The organism is Georgenia satyanarayanai (genome assembly GCF_900116375.1).
GTDB lineage: Bacteria > Actinomycetota > Actinomycetes > Actinomycetales > Actinomycetaceae > Oceanitalea > Oceanitalea nanhaiensis.
In genome coordinates, this window is the sequence record NZ_UETB01000011.1 from 42,483 (window position 1) to 58,705 (window position 16,223).

15 protein-coding genes and 1 riboswitch are annotated in these 16,223 nt (G+C 73.6%); of the genes, 9 read left to right on the top strand and 6 right to left on the bottom strand.

From position 1 onward, the window contains the following. The first annotated feature begins 84 nt into the window (after nt 1–84). Nucleotides 85–2,286, top strand: a complete 2,202-nt coding sequence (locus DSZ44_RS13405) for an ATP-binding SpoIIE family protein phosphatase (RefSeq protein ID WP_110853143.1) — start codon at nt 85–87, stop codon at nt 2,284–2,286. A gap of 8 nt (nt 2,287–2,294) precedes the next feature. Here the strand turns inward: DSZ44_RS13405 and DSZ44_RS13410 are convergent, their stop codons facing one another. Continuing rightward, nucleotides 2,295–2,624 (bottom strand): STAS domain-containing protein, encoded by a 330-nt coding sequence (locus DSZ44_RS13410; RefSeq protein ID WP_110853144.1) that lies wholly within the window; start codon nt 2,622–2,624, stop codon nt 2,295–2,297. 167 nt (nt 2,625–2,791) lie between these two features. Here DSZ44_RS13410 and DSZ44_RS13415 point away from each other — a divergent pair, with 167 nt between their 5' ends. Together DSZ44_RS13415 and DSZ44_RS13420 are read left to right on the top strand one after the other, a co-directional pair. Next, a complete protein-coding gene (locus DSZ44_RS13415; RefSeq protein WP_110853201.1) occupies nt 2,792–4,078 on the top strand; it encodes an adenylosuccinate synthase in 1,287 nt (428 codons plus the stop codon). A gap of 107 nt (nt 4,079–4,185) precedes the next feature. Then, nucleotides 4,186–4,485 (top strand): DUF2249 domain-containing protein, encoded by a 300-nt coding sequence (locus DSZ44_RS13420; RefSeq protein WP_110853145.1) that lies wholly within the window; start codon nt 4,186–4,188, stop codon nt 4,483–4,485. A 68-nt stretch (nt 4,486–4,553) separates the two neighbouring features. Here the strand turns inward: DSZ44_RS13420 and DSZ44_RS13425 are convergent, their stop codons facing one another. Further along, nucleotides 4,554–5,576 (bottom strand): LppM family (lipo)protein, encoded by a 1,023-nt coding sequence (locus tag DSZ44_RS13425; protein WP_110853146.1) that lies wholly within the window; start codon nt 5,574–5,576, stop codon nt 4,554–4,556. A gap of 134 nt (nt 5,577–5,710) precedes the next feature. Between DSZ44_RS13425 and purD the strand changes: the two genes are divergently transcribed. The 5 genes from purD to purQ all read left to right on the top strand — a co-directional run bounded on the left by purD (nt 5,711) and on the right by purQ (nt 10,094). Beyond that, the gene (gene purD / locus DSZ44_RS13430) at nt 5,711–6,985 is read left to right on the top strand and encodes a phosphoribosylamine--glycine ligase (RefSeq protein WP_110853147.1); all 1,275 of its coding nucleotides are present in this window, start codon (nt 5,711–5,713) and stop codon (nt 6,983–6,985) included. Next, nucleotides 6,982–7,848: a phosphoribosylaminoimidazolesuccinocarboxamide synthase gene (locus DSZ44_RS13435; protein ID WP_110853148.1), complete on the top strand. Its 867-nt coding sequence runs from the start codon at nt 6,982–6,984 to the stop codon at nt 7,846–7,848. Before purD ends, DSZ44_RS13435 begins: the two co-directional genes overlap by 4 nt. A gap of 107 nt (nt 7,849–7,955) precedes the next feature. Further along, nucleotides 7,956–9,041 (top strand): fatty acid desaturase family protein, encoded by a 1,086-nt coding sequence (locus DSZ44_RS13440; protein ID WP_110853149.1) that lies wholly within the window; start codon nt 7,956–7,958, stop codon nt 9,039–9,041. 55 nt (nt 9,042–9,096) lie between these two features. Continuing rightward, a complete protein-coding gene (gene purS / locus DSZ44_RS13445; protein ID WP_110853150.1) occupies nt 9,097–9,360 on the top strand; it encodes a phosphoribosylformylglycinamidine synthase subunit PurS in 264 nt (87 codons plus the stop codon). Continuing rightward, a complete protein-coding gene (gene purQ, locus DSZ44_RS13450) occupies nt 9,360–10,094 on the top strand; it encodes a phosphoribosylformylglycinamidine synthase subunit PurQ (protein ID WP_110853151.1) in 735 nt (244 codons plus the stop codon). Before purS ends, purQ begins: the two co-directional genes overlap by 1 nt. A 1-nt stretch (nt 10,095) precedes the next feature. Here the strand turns inward: purQ and ald are convergent, their stop codons facing one another. Beyond that, nucleotides 10,096–11,211, bottom strand: coding sequence for an alanine dehydrogenase (gene ald, locus DSZ44_RS13455; RefSeq protein WP_110853152.1), 1,116 nt, complete (start codon nt 11,209–11,211; stop codon nt 10,096–10,098). A gap of 201 nt (nt 11,212–11,412) precedes the next feature. After that, nucleotides 11,413–11,500, top strand: a riboswitch (glycine riboswitch). 145 nt (nt 11,501–11,645) lie between these two features. Here ald and DSZ44_RS13460 point away from each other — a divergent pair. Continuing rightward, nucleotides 11,646–12,662 carry a DMT family transporter gene (locus DSZ44_RS13460; protein ID WP_220035199.1) on the top strand — a complete coding sequence of 339 codons (1,017 nt, stop codon included), beginning with the start codon at nt 11,646–11,648 and terminating at the stop codon, nt 12,660–12,662. Here DSZ44_RS13460 and DSZ44_RS13465 read toward each other — a convergent pair. From DSZ44_RS13465 to DSZ44_RS13475, 3 genes are read right to left on the bottom strand one after another with little or no spacing between them, the layout of a single operon-like run. Beyond that, a complete protein-coding gene (locus tag DSZ44_RS13465; protein ID WP_110853203.1) occupies nt 12,618–13,496 on the bottom strand; it encodes a MaoC/PaaZ C-terminal domain-containing protein in 879 nt (292 codons plus the stop codon). The genes DSZ44_RS13460 and DSZ44_RS13465 overlap by 45 nt on opposite strands. Beyond that, the gene (locus DSZ44_RS13470) at nt 13,496–14,857 is read right to left on the bottom strand and encodes a 3-oxoacyl-ACP reductase (protein WP_110853153.1); all 1,362 of its coding nucleotides are present in this window, start codon (nt 14,855–14,857) and stop codon (nt 13,496–13,498) included. The genes DSZ44_RS13465 and DSZ44_RS13470 overlap by 1 nt, the downstream gene beginning before the upstream one ends. Further along, a complete protein-coding gene (locus DSZ44_RS13475) occupies nt 14,857–16,200 on the bottom strand; it encodes an acetyl-CoA C-acetyltransferase (RefSeq protein ID WP_110853154.1) in 1,344 nt (447 codons plus the stop codon). The genes DSZ44_RS13470 and DSZ44_RS13475 overlap by 1 nt, the downstream gene beginning before the upstream one ends. Between the last annotated feature and the right edge of the window lie 23 nt (nt 16,201–16,223).

Consider the following 16,223-nt stretch of genomic DNA (forward strand, 5'->3'; position numbering starts at 1 on the left):
GGCTCTCCTTCTGCTGGTCCGGCGGTTCGCGCCGGAACGTCCTCCACGGCATCCTAGGAGACTCGAGGCGATCGGAGAGACAACATGACCGGACCGGACAGCGGCGTGCCCGCACCGGTGGACTCTCCGACGCCTCCTGAGGGTGTCATCCGCACGCATCCGGGACGGCGCGCGGAGCCCGCGCGCGAGCTGCCCGAGACCTTCCTGGGGCGCTCCGAGCACCTGCTCGAGGCGCTGCCCGACCCGACCTACGTCGTCGACGTCGACCTCTCCACCCGGCCCGCCGGGTACCGCGTCGTGTGGGTCAGCTCCTCGCTGGCGCAGATGACCGGGTACTCGGTGGCCGAGCTGCGCGACTCCGCGCCCGAGCTGGTCACCGCCCACGGGCGGGTCCGCACGGCCCTGCGGGAGGCGCTCGCAGCGGGTCTGCCCGTCTCCGTCGTGCGCTCCGTGCCGCGCAAGGACGGCACCTCCTACCGCGCCACCGTGTCCTTCAGCCCGCTCGGGCCCGGCGCCGGTGGCTGGGGCCGCTGGCTCGTCACCGTGCGCGACGCCACCGAGGAGCTCGCCTCCGCCGTCCTCGCCGAGGAACGGGCCGCCGCGGAGGAGCGCGCCCAGCGCGGCCTCAGCCTCGTCGCGCGGGTCTCCGACATCCTCGCCGACGTCGACTCCGCGACCGCCCTCGTGGAGATCTCCGCGCTGCTCGAGCGGCGCATCGTCCCGTGGGCCGCCTTCTACGCCGACGGCACCCAGCTGCAGAAGGTCACCGACCTCGCCGGGATCTCCTACCACCGCCGCGACCTGCGCCGTCAGGCCCGGGTGCGCGAGGTCCCCGACCCCGTCGTCGGACTCTTCCTCGACACCCGGATGCAGACCGTCGTCGTCGACCCGCGCGAGCCCGTCGACGAGGGCACCCTCACCGGTGAGCTGCTCGCGCTCGTCGCGCAGGACGACTCCGCGCCCGACGACGGGCCGCTGTGGCTGCTGCCCGTGCTCGGCCGCAAGGCGGTGCTCGCCGTCCTCGCCGTCCGCCCCCCGGACCTGGAGGCCGACGAGAGCGCGCTGCCGGCGGGCGAGCTGACGACCGTCCTCGAGCTCGTCGCCCGGCGCGTGGGCATGGCGATGGACAACCTCCAGCTCTACGACCGCGAGCACCGGCTCGCGGAGACGCTCCAGCGCGCCATGCTGCCCGAGCAGAGCCACGTCGAGGGCGTGGACGTGTGGAGCTACTACGCCCCCAGCTCCGAGCACGCCCAGGTGGGCGGGGACTGGTACGACGTCCTCGACATGGGTGAGGGACGGGTCGGTGTGGTCGTGGGCGACGTCGTCGGGCACGACGTCGAGGCCGCGGCGGCGATGGGCCAGCTGCGCTCGGTCGTGCGCGCCTACGCCGCCGAGTTCGTCGAGCCCGGGAAGGTGCTGGGCCGTGTCGACCGGCTCGTCGCGGGCATGCGCATCGCCCGGCCCGCCTCCTTCGTCTACGCCACCCTCCACCCCCGGCCGGGCGGGGAGACCTGGGACGTCGCCTACTCGCGCGCCGGGCACCTGCCGATCGTCCACGTGAGCGGCGGGCGGGCCACCCAGCTCGAGGGCGCCAACGGCCCCCTCGTCGGCTTCGGCGGCCGCCCGCGGCACACCGGGCACGCGGTCGTGCGGCCCGGTGACGTCCTCGTCTTCTACACCGACGGCCTCGTCGAGCGCCGCGACCGGTCGATGCGCGACGGCGTCGCCGCCCTCGTCTCGGCCGCCGAGCACATCGACGCGCCCGACGCCGCCGGGATCGGTGAGGAGCTGCTCCAGCAGCTCGCCGACGCGCCCGAGGACGACATCGCCGTCGTCGTCCTGCGCGTGCCCGACCCGGCCTCCGACCCCACCCACACGTGGTCAGGGCCCCGGGAGCGGCGCTGGCAGATGCCGATGGACCCCAAGACGATCGCCCGGGCGCGGCACGCCGTGCTCCGCGCCTGCGAGGCCTGGGACATCGCGGACACCGCCGCGGCCGAGCTCGTCGCCTCCGAGCTCGTCGCCAACGCCGTCATGCACGGGTGGGGCCGGGTGGACCTGCGGCTGCGGGACACCGGTGACGGCCTGCGCATCGAGGTCGAGGACGCCAACCCGAGCCCGCCGGTCGTCCGCGAGGGACGCGTGGGGCGTGTGGGCGGCTTCGGGCTCCACATCATCTCCCGCCTCGCCGAGTGGGGGTGGCGGCCCACCCCGGCCGGGAAGGTCGTGTGGGCGCGCGTGCGCGCCAAGGAGGCCTGGGCCCAGCGCCCGGCCGAGGAGTAGACGGCGGCTCAGGAGGCCCGGCGCTCGCAGCGGTGGTCGGTGTCGATCCGGAAGCTGCCCAGGGCGCCGCAGATCTCCAGGACGAAGAGCTCGCGGTCGTTGCAGCCGCGCAGGACGGCCGCGCCGCCGCGCTTGCCCGCGGCGTCGGCGAGCGCGATGAGGAACGCGGCACCGGTGGAGTCCATGAAGGTGACGTCGCACATGTCGATGACGAGGAGCTGACGGCGCAGCCCGCTCACCCGGGCCGTGGCCTCGGGGAACTGTCCGCGTTCGGCAAGGTCGAGATCCCCGCTGATCGTCACCGTCGTCGTGGTCGATGACGCCGCGATCTCGATCATGCTGCTCCCTCTGGCCGCCGCTCGTGCGCGCGCGGCGGTGCCCGGTCCGTTACCTCCACGAGCCTAGGCGGCAGAGCCGTCCGGTGCACGCCGAACCGCCCGGAGGCAGCGTTCGGTAACCTGTCCCGGGAGCCGATCGGCGCCCGCCTCCAGCGAAAGGGATGAACATGCCAGCGGTCGTCGTCGTCGGAGCCCAGTGGGGCGACGAGGGCAAGGGGAAGGCCACCGACCAGCTCAGCTCCCAGGTCGACTACGTCGTCAAGTTCAACGGGGGCAACAACGCGGGGCACACGGTCGTCGTCGGCGAGGAGAAGTACGCCCTCCACCTGCTGCCCTCCGGCATCCTCAGCCCGGGGTGCACACCGGTCATCGGCAACGGCGTCGTCGTCGACCTCGAGGTGCTCTTCGCCGAGCTCGACGGGCTCAGCGCGCGGGGCGTGGACGTCTCCAAGCTCCTCGTGTCCTCCGGCGCCCACCTCATCCCGTCCTACAACCGCACCCTGGACAAGGTGACCGAGCGCTTCCTCGGGAAGCGGCAGATCGGCACGACGGGCCGCGGCATCGGTCCCACCTACGCCGACAAGATGGCGCGCGTGGGCATCCGCGTCCAGGACGTCTTCGACGAGAAGATCCTGCGGCAGAAGGTCGAGGGTGCGCTCGTGCAGAAGAACCAGCTGCTCCTCAAGGTCTACAACCGCCGTGCCGTCGACGTCGACGAGGTCACCGCCGAGCTGCTCTCCTACGCGGAGCGGCTGCGCCCGATGGTCGCCGACACCTCCCTGGTCCTCAACCAGGCCCTCGACGAGGGCCGCACGGTCGTCTTCGAGGCCGGCCAGGCCGCGATGCTCGACGTCGACCACGGCACCTACCCCTTCGTCACCTCCTCCTCCGCCACCGCCGGTGGCGCCTGCACCGGCAGCGGTGTGGGCCCGACCCGCATCGACCGCGTCGTGGGTGTCGTCAAGGCGTACACGACCCGTGTCGGCGAAGGCCCCTTCCCCACCGAGCTCCACGACGACGCCGGCGAGCGGCTGCGCAGCGTGGGTGGGGAGTACGGCACGACGACGGGGCGCCCTCGCCGCTGCGGCTGGTACGACGCCGTCGTCGCCCGCTTCGCCAGCCGGGTCAACGGGCTCACCGACCTGGTCCTCACCAAGCTCGACGTCCTCACCGGCCTGGAGAAGATCCCGGTGTGCGTGGCCTACGAGGTCGACGGCCGCCGCGTGGACGAGATGCCCCCCAACCAGACCGACTTCCACCATGCGCGCCCGGTCTACGAGGAGCTCGACGGCTGGAGCGAGGACATCAGCGGCGCCCGCGAGTTCTCCGACCTGCCCGACGCCGCCCAGCGCTACGTGCTCGCGCTCGAGGAGATGTCCGGGGCGCGGATCTCCTCGATCGGCGTCGGCCCGGACCGCGCCGCCACGATCGTGCGCCACTCCCTGCTGGACTGAGTGCGCCGGCGCCCCGCCCGGTGACGGGCGGGGCGTGGGCCGATGGTCCCGTAGGCACGGGCACGTCCGTGCCTAACCTGGCCTCTCGCCAACGAGAGGGGACGGCCATGGCTGTCGAGGACATCGCGATCACGGACCGGCCGGGCGGGGGGTGCGCCTGCGGCGGGCACGACGACGCCACCCCGGTGCTCGACGTCCGCCAGGTCCCGCACGCCATCCGGCACGCCACCGTCTTCGGTGCGCTCACCGCGATCGCGCCCGGTTTCTCCCTGGACCTCCTCGCGCCGCACGACCCGCTCCCGCTGCTCGCACAGGTCGAGGAGCGCCAGCCCGGTGCCTTCGCCGTCACCTACCTCGTCGAGGGCCCCGAGGCCTGGACGGTGCGGCTCACGCGTCGGCTGCCCTGACATGCCACAACCCGCCGACAGCTGAGTTGTTACCGGTAACAACTCAGCTGTCGGCGGGTTGTCGGGTTCTAGCGCTGCTGGTCCTCGCCCGGCTGCTGCGGGGGCTCGGGCGACGGCGCGAAGGGCGAACCCTCCGGGCGGTCGACCGGCGCGTCCGCGGCAGCGGCGCCGAAGGAGGCCGGCGCCGACGGCGCCTGCTGGCCGGGGTAGCCCGGGCCCGGGTCGGCCGGGACCTGGTCGGACGGGCCGAAGCCGCCCACCGGCTGGCCCGCGCCCGGCTGCGCGGGGAAGCCGGGGCCGGGCTCGTTGGCGACCTGGCCGGGCTGGCCGCCCTGACCGCCGGGGCCCGCCGGCCCGCCGGGGCCCGCCGGCCCGCCGTAGGGGGCGTCGGCGTCGCCGGACCTCCCGCGGTTCTTGCGGGTGATGAAGAAGATGAGCGCGGCGATCGCGAGCAGTGCGACGACACCGAGGATGACCCACACGGCGGTGGACACGCCGCCGCCGCTGCCGCCCAGGACGGAGCCGGTGGCCTCGCCGGTGGCGCTGCCGCCGGCGGCGAAGGCCTCGATGCCGGTCCACGTCACGGTGTTGCCGTCGATCTCGCCGTCTGCCTCGATGACCTCACCGGGGAAGGTGACGGAGATGGCCACCTGGGGCTCCATGCCGGCCGGCATGTCCTCGAGGCTGCTCGTGTCACCCATGCCGGTGTCGTCGCCGTCGAAGGAGAAGACATAGGTGTCGTCGACCTTCTCGATGCTCATGCCCTCACCGCTCATCGAGTCGATCGGGGCGCCGGTCGCCGAGATGCGGCACCCGACGTTGCCGTCCTCGTCCTCGATGTCCTCGACGGCGAAGTCCGCCTCGTCCGGGGCGCCGGAGAGCTCGGACTCCATCGAGGAGCAGTCCATGTCCTCGCGGGTGGCCATGCCGGTGAGGTCGCCGACCTCCATGGAGACGTCGAGGGTGTCGTCCTCGTTGATGGTCAGGCCCATGTCCAGGCGGAAGCAGCCGGCCAGGACGAGCAGGAGGGGCAGGAGGAGGAGCGCCGACAGGCCGCGGCGGGCCCGGGACGTGCTGGGGTGTGCTGTCATGCCGCGAACCCTACCGGTCGGGCGTCACGGCGACGTGTCCAGGAGGCCCGCCAGGATGGGGACAACTCCCCGGCGGATGCTGTCCGGTGGACGGTGCAGCGCGAGGCCCGCCGCGGTGGGTAGGCTCGTGGCACGTGAAGATCCTCGTCGTCGGGTCGGGCGCGCGCGAGCACGCCATCACCCGCACCCTCGCCACCGAGTCCACGCCCCACGAGGTCCTCGTCGCCCCCGGGAACCCGGGGACTGCGCAGGTCGCGACCAACGTCGCGGTCGACCCGCTCGACCCGCAGGCAGTGACGGCGCTCGCCGTCGAGCGCGGCGTCGATCTCGTCGTCGTCGGCCCCGAGGCGCCGCTCGTCGCCGGCGTCGCCGACGCCGTCCGCGCCGCCGGGGTCCCGTGCTTCGGCCCCGACGCCGCCGCGGCCCGTCTCGAGGGGTCCAAGGCCTTCGCCAAGGAGGTCATGGCGGCCGCCGAGGTCCCCACGGCGATGGCCTACGTGTGCACGAGCCCCGAGGAGGTGGAGGAGGCGCTGGACGCCTTCGGCGCCCCCTACGTCGTCAAGGACGACGGCCTCGCCGCCGGCAAGGGCGTCGTCGTCACCGAGGACCGCGACGCCGCCCTCGCGCACGCCCGTGCCTGCCTCGCCCGCACCGCCACCCCCGGCGGGGAGCGTCCCGCCGTCGTCGTCGAGGAGTGCCTCGACGGCCCGGAGGTCTCCCTCTTCTGCGTGTGCGACGGCACCGACGCCGTCCCGCTCGCCCCGGCGCAGGACTTCAAGCGTCTCGGGGACGGCGACGCCGGCCCCAACACCGGCGGGATGGGCGCCTACAGCCCGCTGCCGTGGGCGCCGGAAGGGCTCGTCGAGGAGGTGATGGAGCGCGTCGCGCGCCCGGTCGTGCGGGAGATGGCCCGTCGCGGCACCCCCTTCACCGGCGTCCTGTACGTCGGGCTGGCGCTCACCTCCCGCGGCCTGCGGGTCATCGAGTTCAACGCCCGCTTCGGGGACCCCGAGACGCAGGTGGTGCTCGCCCGCCTCGGCTCCTCCCTGGCGCAGCTGCTCCACGCCGCCGCCACCGGCAGCCTCGCCGAGGCACCCCGCCCCACGTGGCGGGACGCGGCCGCCGTCACGGTCGTCCTCGCCTCCCACGGCTACCCCGGGACCTCCCGCACCGGTGACGTCGTCGAGGGCGTCGCCGACGCCGAGGAGCTGCCCGGCGTCCACGTCCTCCAGGCCGGCAGCGCGACCGCCGCGGACGGCACCCTGGTGAGCGCCGGTGGACGGGTGCTGTCCGTCGTCGGCGTCGGGGCGGACCAGGAGGAGGCGCGCGCCCGTGCCTACGCGGGCATCGACCGCATCAGCCTCGCCGGCTCCCAGCACCGGACCGACATCGCGCGGGTGCGCTCGTGACCGCGCCGGTGCTGCCCGGCTGGGAGCACGTCTACTCCGGCAAGGTTCGCGACCTGTACCGGCCGGCGGCGCCGCACCCGGACGGCGACGTCGTGCTCGTCGTCGCCTCCGACCGCATCAGCGCCTACGACCACGTCCTGCCCACGCCGATCCCCGGCAAGGGCGAGGTGCTCACCCGCCTCAGCCTGTGGTGGTTCGAGCAGCTCGCCGACATCGTGCCGAGCCATGTCGTGTCGCTCGACGTCCCGGACGCCGTCGTCGGACGGGCCATGGTGTGCCGGCGCCTGGAGATGTTCCCCGTCGAGTGCGTGGCACGTGGGTACCTCACCGGCTCGGGCCTCGTCGAGTACCGCGAGGGCCAGGCCGTGTGCGGGGTGCCGCTGCCCCCGGGCCTGGGCGAGGCCTCCCGCCTCCCCGAGCCGATCTTCACGCCCGCGAGCAAGGCCGAGATCGGCGACCACGACGAGAACATCACCTTCGAGGCCGTCGCCGAGCGGCTCGGCCGCGAGCGCGCGGCCGGGCTGCGCGACCTCACGCTGAGGATCTACGCCCGCGCCGCGGAGGTCGCGGCCCGCAGCGGCATCATCGTCGCCGACACGAAGCTCGAGTTCGGGCTGGGGCCCGGTGGGGACGTCGTCCTCGGCGACGAGGTGCTCACCCCCGACTCCTCGCGCTTCTGGCCGGCCGACGGCTACGCGCCGGGGCGGGTGCAGCCCAGCTTCGACAAGCAGTTCGTCCGGGACTGGCTCACCTCCCCGGAGTCGGGCTGGGACCGTGTCTCGCCGCCGCCCGCGCTGCCCGACGACGTCGTCCAGCGCACCCGGGAGCGCTACCTGGAGGCCGCCGACCGCCTCGTCGGGTGACCTCGGACTCTCACCCCTGCCTGCGCGGGTGATCCGTGCAAGACTGTGAGAGCAGTAACACCTCCTCCGCGACATCAGCTCGCGAATTAGTGCGAAGGCCCGAACGTATGGCAGCAGACACCAGTGTCCCCACGACGGCGCGGGGAACCGCCCGAGAGCGACAGGTCAGCGACTTCACCGCCCTGACCAAGCGCGTCCAGGAAGCGGGCCTCATGCGGCGCGCCTACGGCTACTACTGGACCAAGCTCATCGGCTCACTGGTGCTGGGCGTCGGCCTCGCCGTGGCCTTCGTCCTCATCGGGGACACCTGGTGGCAGATGGTGACGGCCGTGGCCCTCGCCCTGCTCATGACGCAGATCGCCTTCCTCGGCCACGACGCCGCGCACCGGCAGATCTTCGTGTCCGGCAAGTGGAACGAGTGGGTCTCCCTCATCGTCATCAACCTCTTCGTGGGCATGGGCCAGGCCTGGTGGCAGCGCAAGCACACCAAGCACCACGCCGCCCCGAACACCCTCCACAAGGACCCGGACATCGACCCGGGCGTGCTCGCCTTCAGCCAGTACGCGGTCGAGCAGCGCAAGACGCGGCTCACGAAGTGGCTCGCCACCAAGCAGGGCTTCTTCTTCTACCCGCTGCTCCTGCTCGAGGGCGTCAACCTCCACGTCCACGGCATCAAGCGCGCGGTGAGCCGCGAGCGCCTCAAGCGCCGCTGGGTGGAGCTCAGCTTCATCCTCGTCCGGCTCGTCAGCTTCTTCGCCCTCGTCTTCCTCGTCCTGTCCCCGGGCAAGGCGCTCGCCTTCATCGGCGTGCAGCTTGCGGTCTTCGGCCTCTACATGGGCCTGTCCTTCGCGCCGAACCACATCGGTATGCCGGTCGTGCCGTCGGACGTCAAGATCGACTTCCTGCGCCGCCAGGTCCTCATGAGCCGCAACATCTCCGGTGGGCGCGCCATGGACACCTTCATGGGCGGGCTCAACTTCCAGGTGGAGCACCACCTGTTCCCGTCGATGGCCCGGCCCAACCTCCGCAAGGTCGCCCCGATGGTGCGGGAGTACTGCCAGGACCTCGGCGTCCGGTACACGGAGACCTCCCTCGTGCAGTCCTACCGGGCGGTCTACCAGTACCTCAACACGGTGGGACGCGGCGGTCTGGACGTGTGGGCCTGTCCACTGACTGCCCAGTACCGGGTCTGACCCCGCCGCCCGGGTAGACTCGGCGGCGGCCCGAACCCCCCGAGCAGGAGTCACCATGGGACGCATCGTCGTCGAGGTCATGCCCAAGCCCGAGATCCTCGACCCGCAGGGCAAGGCGGTCGCCGGCGCGCTGCCCCGGCTCGGACTGGACGGTTTCGTCGCGGTCCGCCAGGGCAAGCGCTTCGAGCTGGAGGTCGAGGGCGACGTCGACGACGCCGCGCTCGAGCGGGCCCGTCGCGCCGCCGAGATGCTGCTGTCCAACCCGGTCATCGAGGACGTCGTCCGCGTCGCCGCGGCCGACGACGTCCGGAGCGCCTGATGCACCGCCTCGACGTCCCCGAGCCCCAGCCCCGCGCGGACGGGGCGCGCATCGGCGTCGTCACCTTCCCCGGCTCGCTCGACGAGCGCGACGCCCAGCGGGCGGTGCGCCTGGCCGGCGGTGAGCCGGTGGCACTGTGGCATGCCGACGAGGACCTCCGCGGGGTCGACGCCGTCGTCCTGCCCGGTGGCTTCTCCTACGGCGACTACCTGCGCTGCGGCGCGATCGCGAGCTTCGCGCCGGTCATGACGGCCGTCGTCGAGGCCGCCGGCCGCGGGCTGCCGGTGCTCGGCATCTGCAACGGGTTCCAGATCCTCTGCGAGGCGCACCTGCTGCCCGGCGCGCTCATCCGCAACGAGGCCCAGCGCTTCGTCTGCCGCGACCAGCAGCTGCGCGTGGAGAACAACGACACCGCCTGGACCACCGGGTACTCCGTGGGCCAGACGATCACCATCCCGCTGAAGAACGGGGAGGGTGGCTTCGTCGCCGACGAGCGCACCCTCGCCGAGCTCGAGGGGGAGGGGCGGGTCGTCTTCCGCTACGAGGGCCACAACCCGAACGGCTCGCTCCACGACATCGCCGGCATCAGCAACGCGACGGGCAACGTCGTGGGGCTCATGCCGCACCCGGAGCACGCCGTCGAGCCGGGCTTCGGCCCCGACTCCGCCGCCGGTGGAGGCACCGACGGCCTGGCGATCTTCGCCTCCGTCCTCGGGGTCCTCGTCTCCGCCTGAGTCAGGCGAGGACCGCCTCCAGCGGCGTGTGCTCCATCCCGTGCGCCTCGGCCACCGGGGCGGAGACGAGCGCGCCGTCGTGGGTGGCCAGGCCCAGGGCGAGGGCGCGGTCCGCGCGCATCGCCTCGCGCCAGCCCCCGTTCGCCAGTGCGAGCGCGTAGGGGACGGTGACGTTGGTCAGCGCATAGGTCGAGGTGTGGGAGACGGCGCCGGGCATGTTGCTCACGCAGTAGAACAGCGTGTCGTGCACCCGGTAGGTCGGGTCGGAGTGCGTGGTCGGCCGGGAGTCGGCGAAGCAGCCGCCCTGGTCCACGGAGATGTCGACGACGACGGAGCCGGGCTTCATCGTCGCGATCTGCTCGTTCGTCACGAGCCGGGGCGTGCGCGCCCCGGGGAGCAGGACCGCGCCGATGACGAGGTCCGCCTGGGTGATGGCCCGCTCGATCTCGTAGGCGTTGGACATGACGGTCTGGCAGCGTCCGCGGTACAGGGCGTCGGCCTGCCGCAGCCGGCTCACGTCGCGGTCCATGAGGACCACGTCCGCGTGCATGCCCACCGCCATCGCGGCGGCGTTCATGCCGGCCACGCCGGCGCCGATGACGACGACGCGTGCCGAGTACACCCCTGACACCCCACCGAGGAGCACGCCGCGGCCGCCCTGGGCGCTCATCAGGCTGTGGGCCCCCATCTGCGGGGCGAGCCGGCCGGCGATCTCGCTCATCGGTGCGAGGAGCGGCAGCGAGCGGTCGGGCAGCTCGACGGTCTCGTAGGCGACGGCCGTGACCCGGCGCCGCAGGAGCTCCTCGGTCAGCTCCCGGTCGGCCGCGAGGTGGAGGTAGGTGAACAGGGTCTGGCCCTCGCGGAGCAGGCCGTACTCCTCCGGGACGGGCTCCTTGACCTTGAGCACGAGCTCGCCGAAGTCCCACGTGGCCGCGGCGTCGGGGAGCACCGTGGCACCCGCGGCGGTGAAGTCCGCGTCGGTGATCGAGGCGGAGGTCCCGGCTGCGGCCTCGACGGCCACCTCGTGCCCGTGGCGGACCAGCTCGTGCACCCCCGAGGGGGTGATGGCCACGCGGCCCTCGGAGTCCATGACCTCTCGCGGCACGGCGATCCTCATGCGGGCATCCTCCCAGGTTCGTCCGAGCCGGGCGCGTGTTCACCCGGCGGTCACCGGGTGGTCATCTGTCCACAGGTTGTGTCCACAGGGTTGTGCACATACACACAGGAAGCGCTCGCAGCCTGTGGACTGAGCTGTGGAGGCTCGTCCGGGGTCGGCACCGCCGGTGTGAGAGACTTGTCGCGACAACTTCACAGCCTTCGATTCGCGGCGGGAGAGACCCGCTCAGGCGGGCGCCGAAGGAGCAACCTCCCCGGAAACTCTCAGGCCCCCATACCGCCACGGCGAGGCACCTCTGGAAAGCAGCCCTCAGGGCTCACCGACGGGGAAGTGCGGGCACCACGCCCGCAGAAAACTCTCAGGTCCGATGACAGAGCGGGGAACGGTCCCTGCTCACGCGCGCTCGTGCGCGCCCGCCATCCCGAGGAGTCCCGTTGGCCCTGGCTGTCGACACCCCCCTGCGCGCCCCCGCGCCCACCGCTGCCCGTCCGGTCGTCCCGCGCATGCGCCGCCGGCTCGGGATCGTCGCGATCGTCGCCTCGGCCAGTGCCATGGGTCTGGCCGGCCTCTTCGGGCGGCTCGCCTCACCGCCCGGCGCCGTCATCGGCGAGACGCTCACGCTGGGACGGATGGCCGTGGGCGCTCTCGGGATGGTCCTCGTCCTCGCTGCGGGCCGCCGGCTGTCGGTGCTGCGCCGCACCCGCGTCTCGTGGTCGGTCGTCCTCGGGGGCGTCTTCCTCGGCCTGTCCCTGGCCACCTACCTGTCCGCGACGGTCCTCACCGTGCTCTCCCGCGCCGTCGCCCTCCACTACCTGGGCCCGGTCGTCGCCACCGTCCTCGCGCGCCTCGTCCTCAAGGAGCGCGCCCGCGGCACCGAGCTGCTCACCCTGGGGATCAGCTTCGCCGGGATGGTGCTCGCCACCGGTCTCGTCGACGGCGCCCCGACGGTGCCCGACGGCGACCAGCTCCTCGGGGACGTCCTCGCCGCGGTCTCCGGGCTCCTCTACGGCGCGGCGCTGCTGTGCTACCGCTACCGCGCGGACATGCCGGCCGACGTGCGCAACTTCTGGAACTTCACCTTCGGCGCGCTCGGCGCGGCGGGGATGGTCGCCGTCACGCGCCCGGACATGTCGGGGATGACGGCGCAGAACTGGGTCTGGGCCGGCACCTTCTTCGTCGTGTGCGGCTTCCTCGCCCTCGGGCTGCTCGTCGTCGCGGGGATGCACCTGCGCTCGGTGGAGCTCTCGGCGCTGTCCTACTGGGAGGTCGTCGTCGCGATGCTCCTGGGAGCCGCCGTCTACGGCGAGGCGGTCTCGCCGCTCGCGGCGGTCGGGGCACTGCTCATCCTCGTGGCGATGGTCGTCGCCCTCGGGCGGCGCCGGCCCGCCGGGACCGGCGCCGCACCGTCAGGTGCGCGGGGTGACCGTGCCGCTGAGGTGGAGCCGGCCTGACCGCGGGTGGTGACCGGCGTACCGCACGCCGTCCCCGGCCGGGTCGACGCTCAGCGCGACCTTCCCGGGCAGCAGCACCGGCTTCGCGAACTCCACCTCCCAGGTGAAGGCGTCACCGCGGAAGCGGGCCAGCTGCGCCAGCGCGCGGGAGGCGGTGTACATCCCGTGAGCGATGGGCCGGGGGAAGCCGAATGCCCTCGCCCCCAACCGGGACACGTGGATGGGGTTGCGGTCGCCGGACACCTCCGCGTAGCGCCTGCCGGTGTCCGCCCCCAGCGACCACACGGCGACGACCTCGCCTCCCGGCTCCTCGGAGGACGACGGCGGCGCCTCCTCGGTCACGCCCGGGAGGCGGGTGCCGCGGGCCAGGTAGGTCGACACGCACTCCCAGACCGTCTCCCCGCCGGCCTCGACCGTGACGGCGAGGTCGACGAGGGTGCCCTTGCGGTGGGCGCGCGGGGAGCGGGCCTCGGCCCGGGCGCTCAGCTCCTCCCCGAGCCGCACCGGCCGGTGCTGCTCGACCCGGTTGGCGGTGTGGACCATGCCGAGCACCGGGAGCGGGAAGTCGGGCCGGACCATGAGCGCCATGGCGAGCGGGAAGGCGAGCACGTGGACGTAGCCGGCGGGCAGCTCGTCGGTGCCGGGCTCGCCGAGCAGCTCCTGGTAGGCCGAGAGGGTCGCGGGGTCGGCGCGCAGGCCGCCCGCGACGTAGGCGACGTCCGGGAGCCGGTCCGCGGCCGGGCCGCGGCGCATCGTCGTGCGCGCCGTGGCCGCCAGCGCCCGTGAGTACAGCGAGCCGAGGCTGGGGACCGGCTCGAGACGCTGCTCGCGCATCACTGGCCCACCAGGTTCTGGCCGCACACCCGCAGCGTCTGCCCGTTGACCCCGCCGGCCTGCGGCGAGGCGAGGAAGGCGATCGCCTCCGCGACGTCCACCGGCCGGCCGCCCTGCTGCAGGGAGTTCGCCCGGCGGGCCACCTGCCGCGGCAGCGGCGGGATCTTCGCCGTCATGTCGGTCTCGATGAACCCGGGTGCGACCGCGTTGGCCGTGGCACCGCTCGCGGCGACGACCGGCGCCAGTGCGCGGGTCATCCCGATGATCCCGGCCTTCGCGGCCGCGTAGTTGGTCTGGCCGCGGTTGCCGGCGATCCCGGACGTCGAGGCCAGGGAGATGATCCGCCCGCCCGCGCCGAGCTCCTCGGCGAAGGTCTCGTTCATCCGCAGCGGGGCGAGGACGTTGACGGCCAGCAGGTCGTTCCAGCGGTCGTCGGTCATGTTCGCGAGCAGCTTGTCGCGCAGGATCCCGGCGTTGTGGACGACGACGTCGAGGCGGCCGTAGCGCTCGCGCACGTGCGCGAGGATCCGGTCGGCGGCGTCCTCCGCGGTGATGTCGAGCTGCAGCGCGCTGCCGCGGACCTCGTTCATCACCCGGCTCAGCGCGTCGCCGGCCGCAGGGACGTCGACACCGACGACGCGGGCGCCGTCACGGGCGAGGACCGAGACGATGGCCGCGCCGATGCCGCGGGCGGCGCCGGTGACGACGGCGACCATGCCCTCCAGGGGACGGGTCCAGTCGGCCGGGGTCACGCCGTCGGCGGAGGTGACGTGGACGGGCTGCCCGTCGACGAAGGCCGAGCGCGCCGAGAGGAGGAAGCGCAGCGCACCGACGGCGGAGGGCGCGCCCACGGGCACGTCCTGGGCCAGGACGACGCCGTTGGCGGTCGCCCCGGCGCGCAGCTCCTTGGCCAGGGAGCGGAGGAAGCCGTCCACGCCCTGCCGGACGGCGACGACGGCGGGCTCGCCCGCGTCGTCGGCACGTCGGGAGACGGTGACGACCCGGCCGCCGGGCGCCAGGCGGCGCAGGACGCCGCCGAGCGTGAGGGCGGGCCCGGCGAGGTCGGCGGGGGAGGTGGCCTCGGTGAGGACGAGGACGACGGCGCCCCAGCGGCGGCCCTTGGCCAGCTCCTGGGGGTCGCGCCGGACGTCGAGGTCCCAGCCGAGGAGGGTCTCGGCGAGCTCGTCGGCGGCGCGCTGGGAGACGCCGTCGTCCAGGACGAGCACCGGGCCGGGGACGAGCGGCTGGTCCACGCTGGCGGGGTCGGTGCGACGCAGGCGCACCGGCTGGGGCAGCCCGAGCTTCTTGGCGGCGGACCTCCCCGGGCCGCCGGAGACGAGGTCGAGGTAGCGGTCGCTCATCACGCCTCCAGGATCATCGCGGTGGCCTGCCCGCCGGCGGCGCACACGGAGACGAGGCCGCGCACGGGGGCGCCGGTCGCGGCCTTCTTCTCGGCGAGGAGCTTGGCCAGCGTGCCGACGATCCGCCCGCCGGTGGCGCCGAAGGGGTGCCCGGCGGCGAGGGAGGAGCCGGTGACGTTGAGCCGGTCCGGTGCGACGGTGCCGAGCGGCCCGCGGCCGAGGCGCTCGCGGCAGAACTCGGCGTCGTCCCACGCGGCGAGGGTGGCCAGCACGGTGCTGGCGAAGGCCTCGTGGATCTCGACGAAGTCGAAGTCCTCGAGCGTGAGGCCCTGGCGCTCGAGCAGGCGTGGCACGGCGTAGCAGCCGCCCATGAGCAGCCCCTCCGCGCCGCTGGTGAAGTCGACCGCCGCGGTCTGGGCGTCGACGACGCGGGCCAGGGCGGGCAGGCCGCGCTCGGTGGCCCACTCCTCGGTGGCGAGCAGCACGGCGGAGGCGCCGTCGGACAGCGGCGTGGAGTTGCCCGCCGTCATCGTCGGGTTGTCGCTGCCGGGGGCGGTGAAGGCGGTGCGGAGCTTGCCGAGCTTCTCCAGGGAGGTGTCGGCGCGGAGGAACTCGTCGCGGGTGACGCCCCGGTATGGGGTCAGGAGGTCGTCGAAGAAGCCGCGGTCGTAGGCGGCGGCGAGGTTCTGGTGGGAGCGCAGCGCGAGCTCGTCCTGCTGCTCGCGGGTGATGCCCCAGCGCTCGGTGGTGATGGCCTGGTGCTGGCCCATGCTCAGCCCGGTGCGCGGCTCGGCGGTGTCCGGCGCGACCGGGGTCAGGTCACCCGGCCGGATCGCGGCGAGGGCCTTGAGCCGCTCGGGCAGGCTCTTGGCGCGGGAGGCACGGAGGATGGTGCGGCGCAGGCGGTCGGAGACGACGATCGGGGCGTCGGAGGCGGAGTCGACACCGCCGCCGACGCCCACCTCGACCTGGCCGAGGGCGATCTTGTTGCTCACCCCGACGATCGCCTCCAGGCCGGTGGCGCAGGCGCGCTGGACGTCGTAGGCCGGCGTGTGCGGGTCGAGGGAGGAGCCGAGCACGACCTCGCGGGTGAGGTTGAAGTCGCGCGAGTGCTTGAGGACGGCGCCGGCGCTCACCTCGTCGAGGCGTTCACCGGCGAGGCCGAAGCGCGCGACGAGACCCTCGAGGGCGGCGGTGAGCATGTCCTTGTTGGACGACGCGGCGTAGCGGCCACCGGCGCGGGCGAAGGGGATGCGGTTCGCCCCGACGACGACTGCCGGGCGGATGGATGAGGTCACGGCGTTGTTCCTTCGGATCGGGTGGGGACGAAGGTCCCTGGCCATCGTGAAACTCAGAGTACCTGATA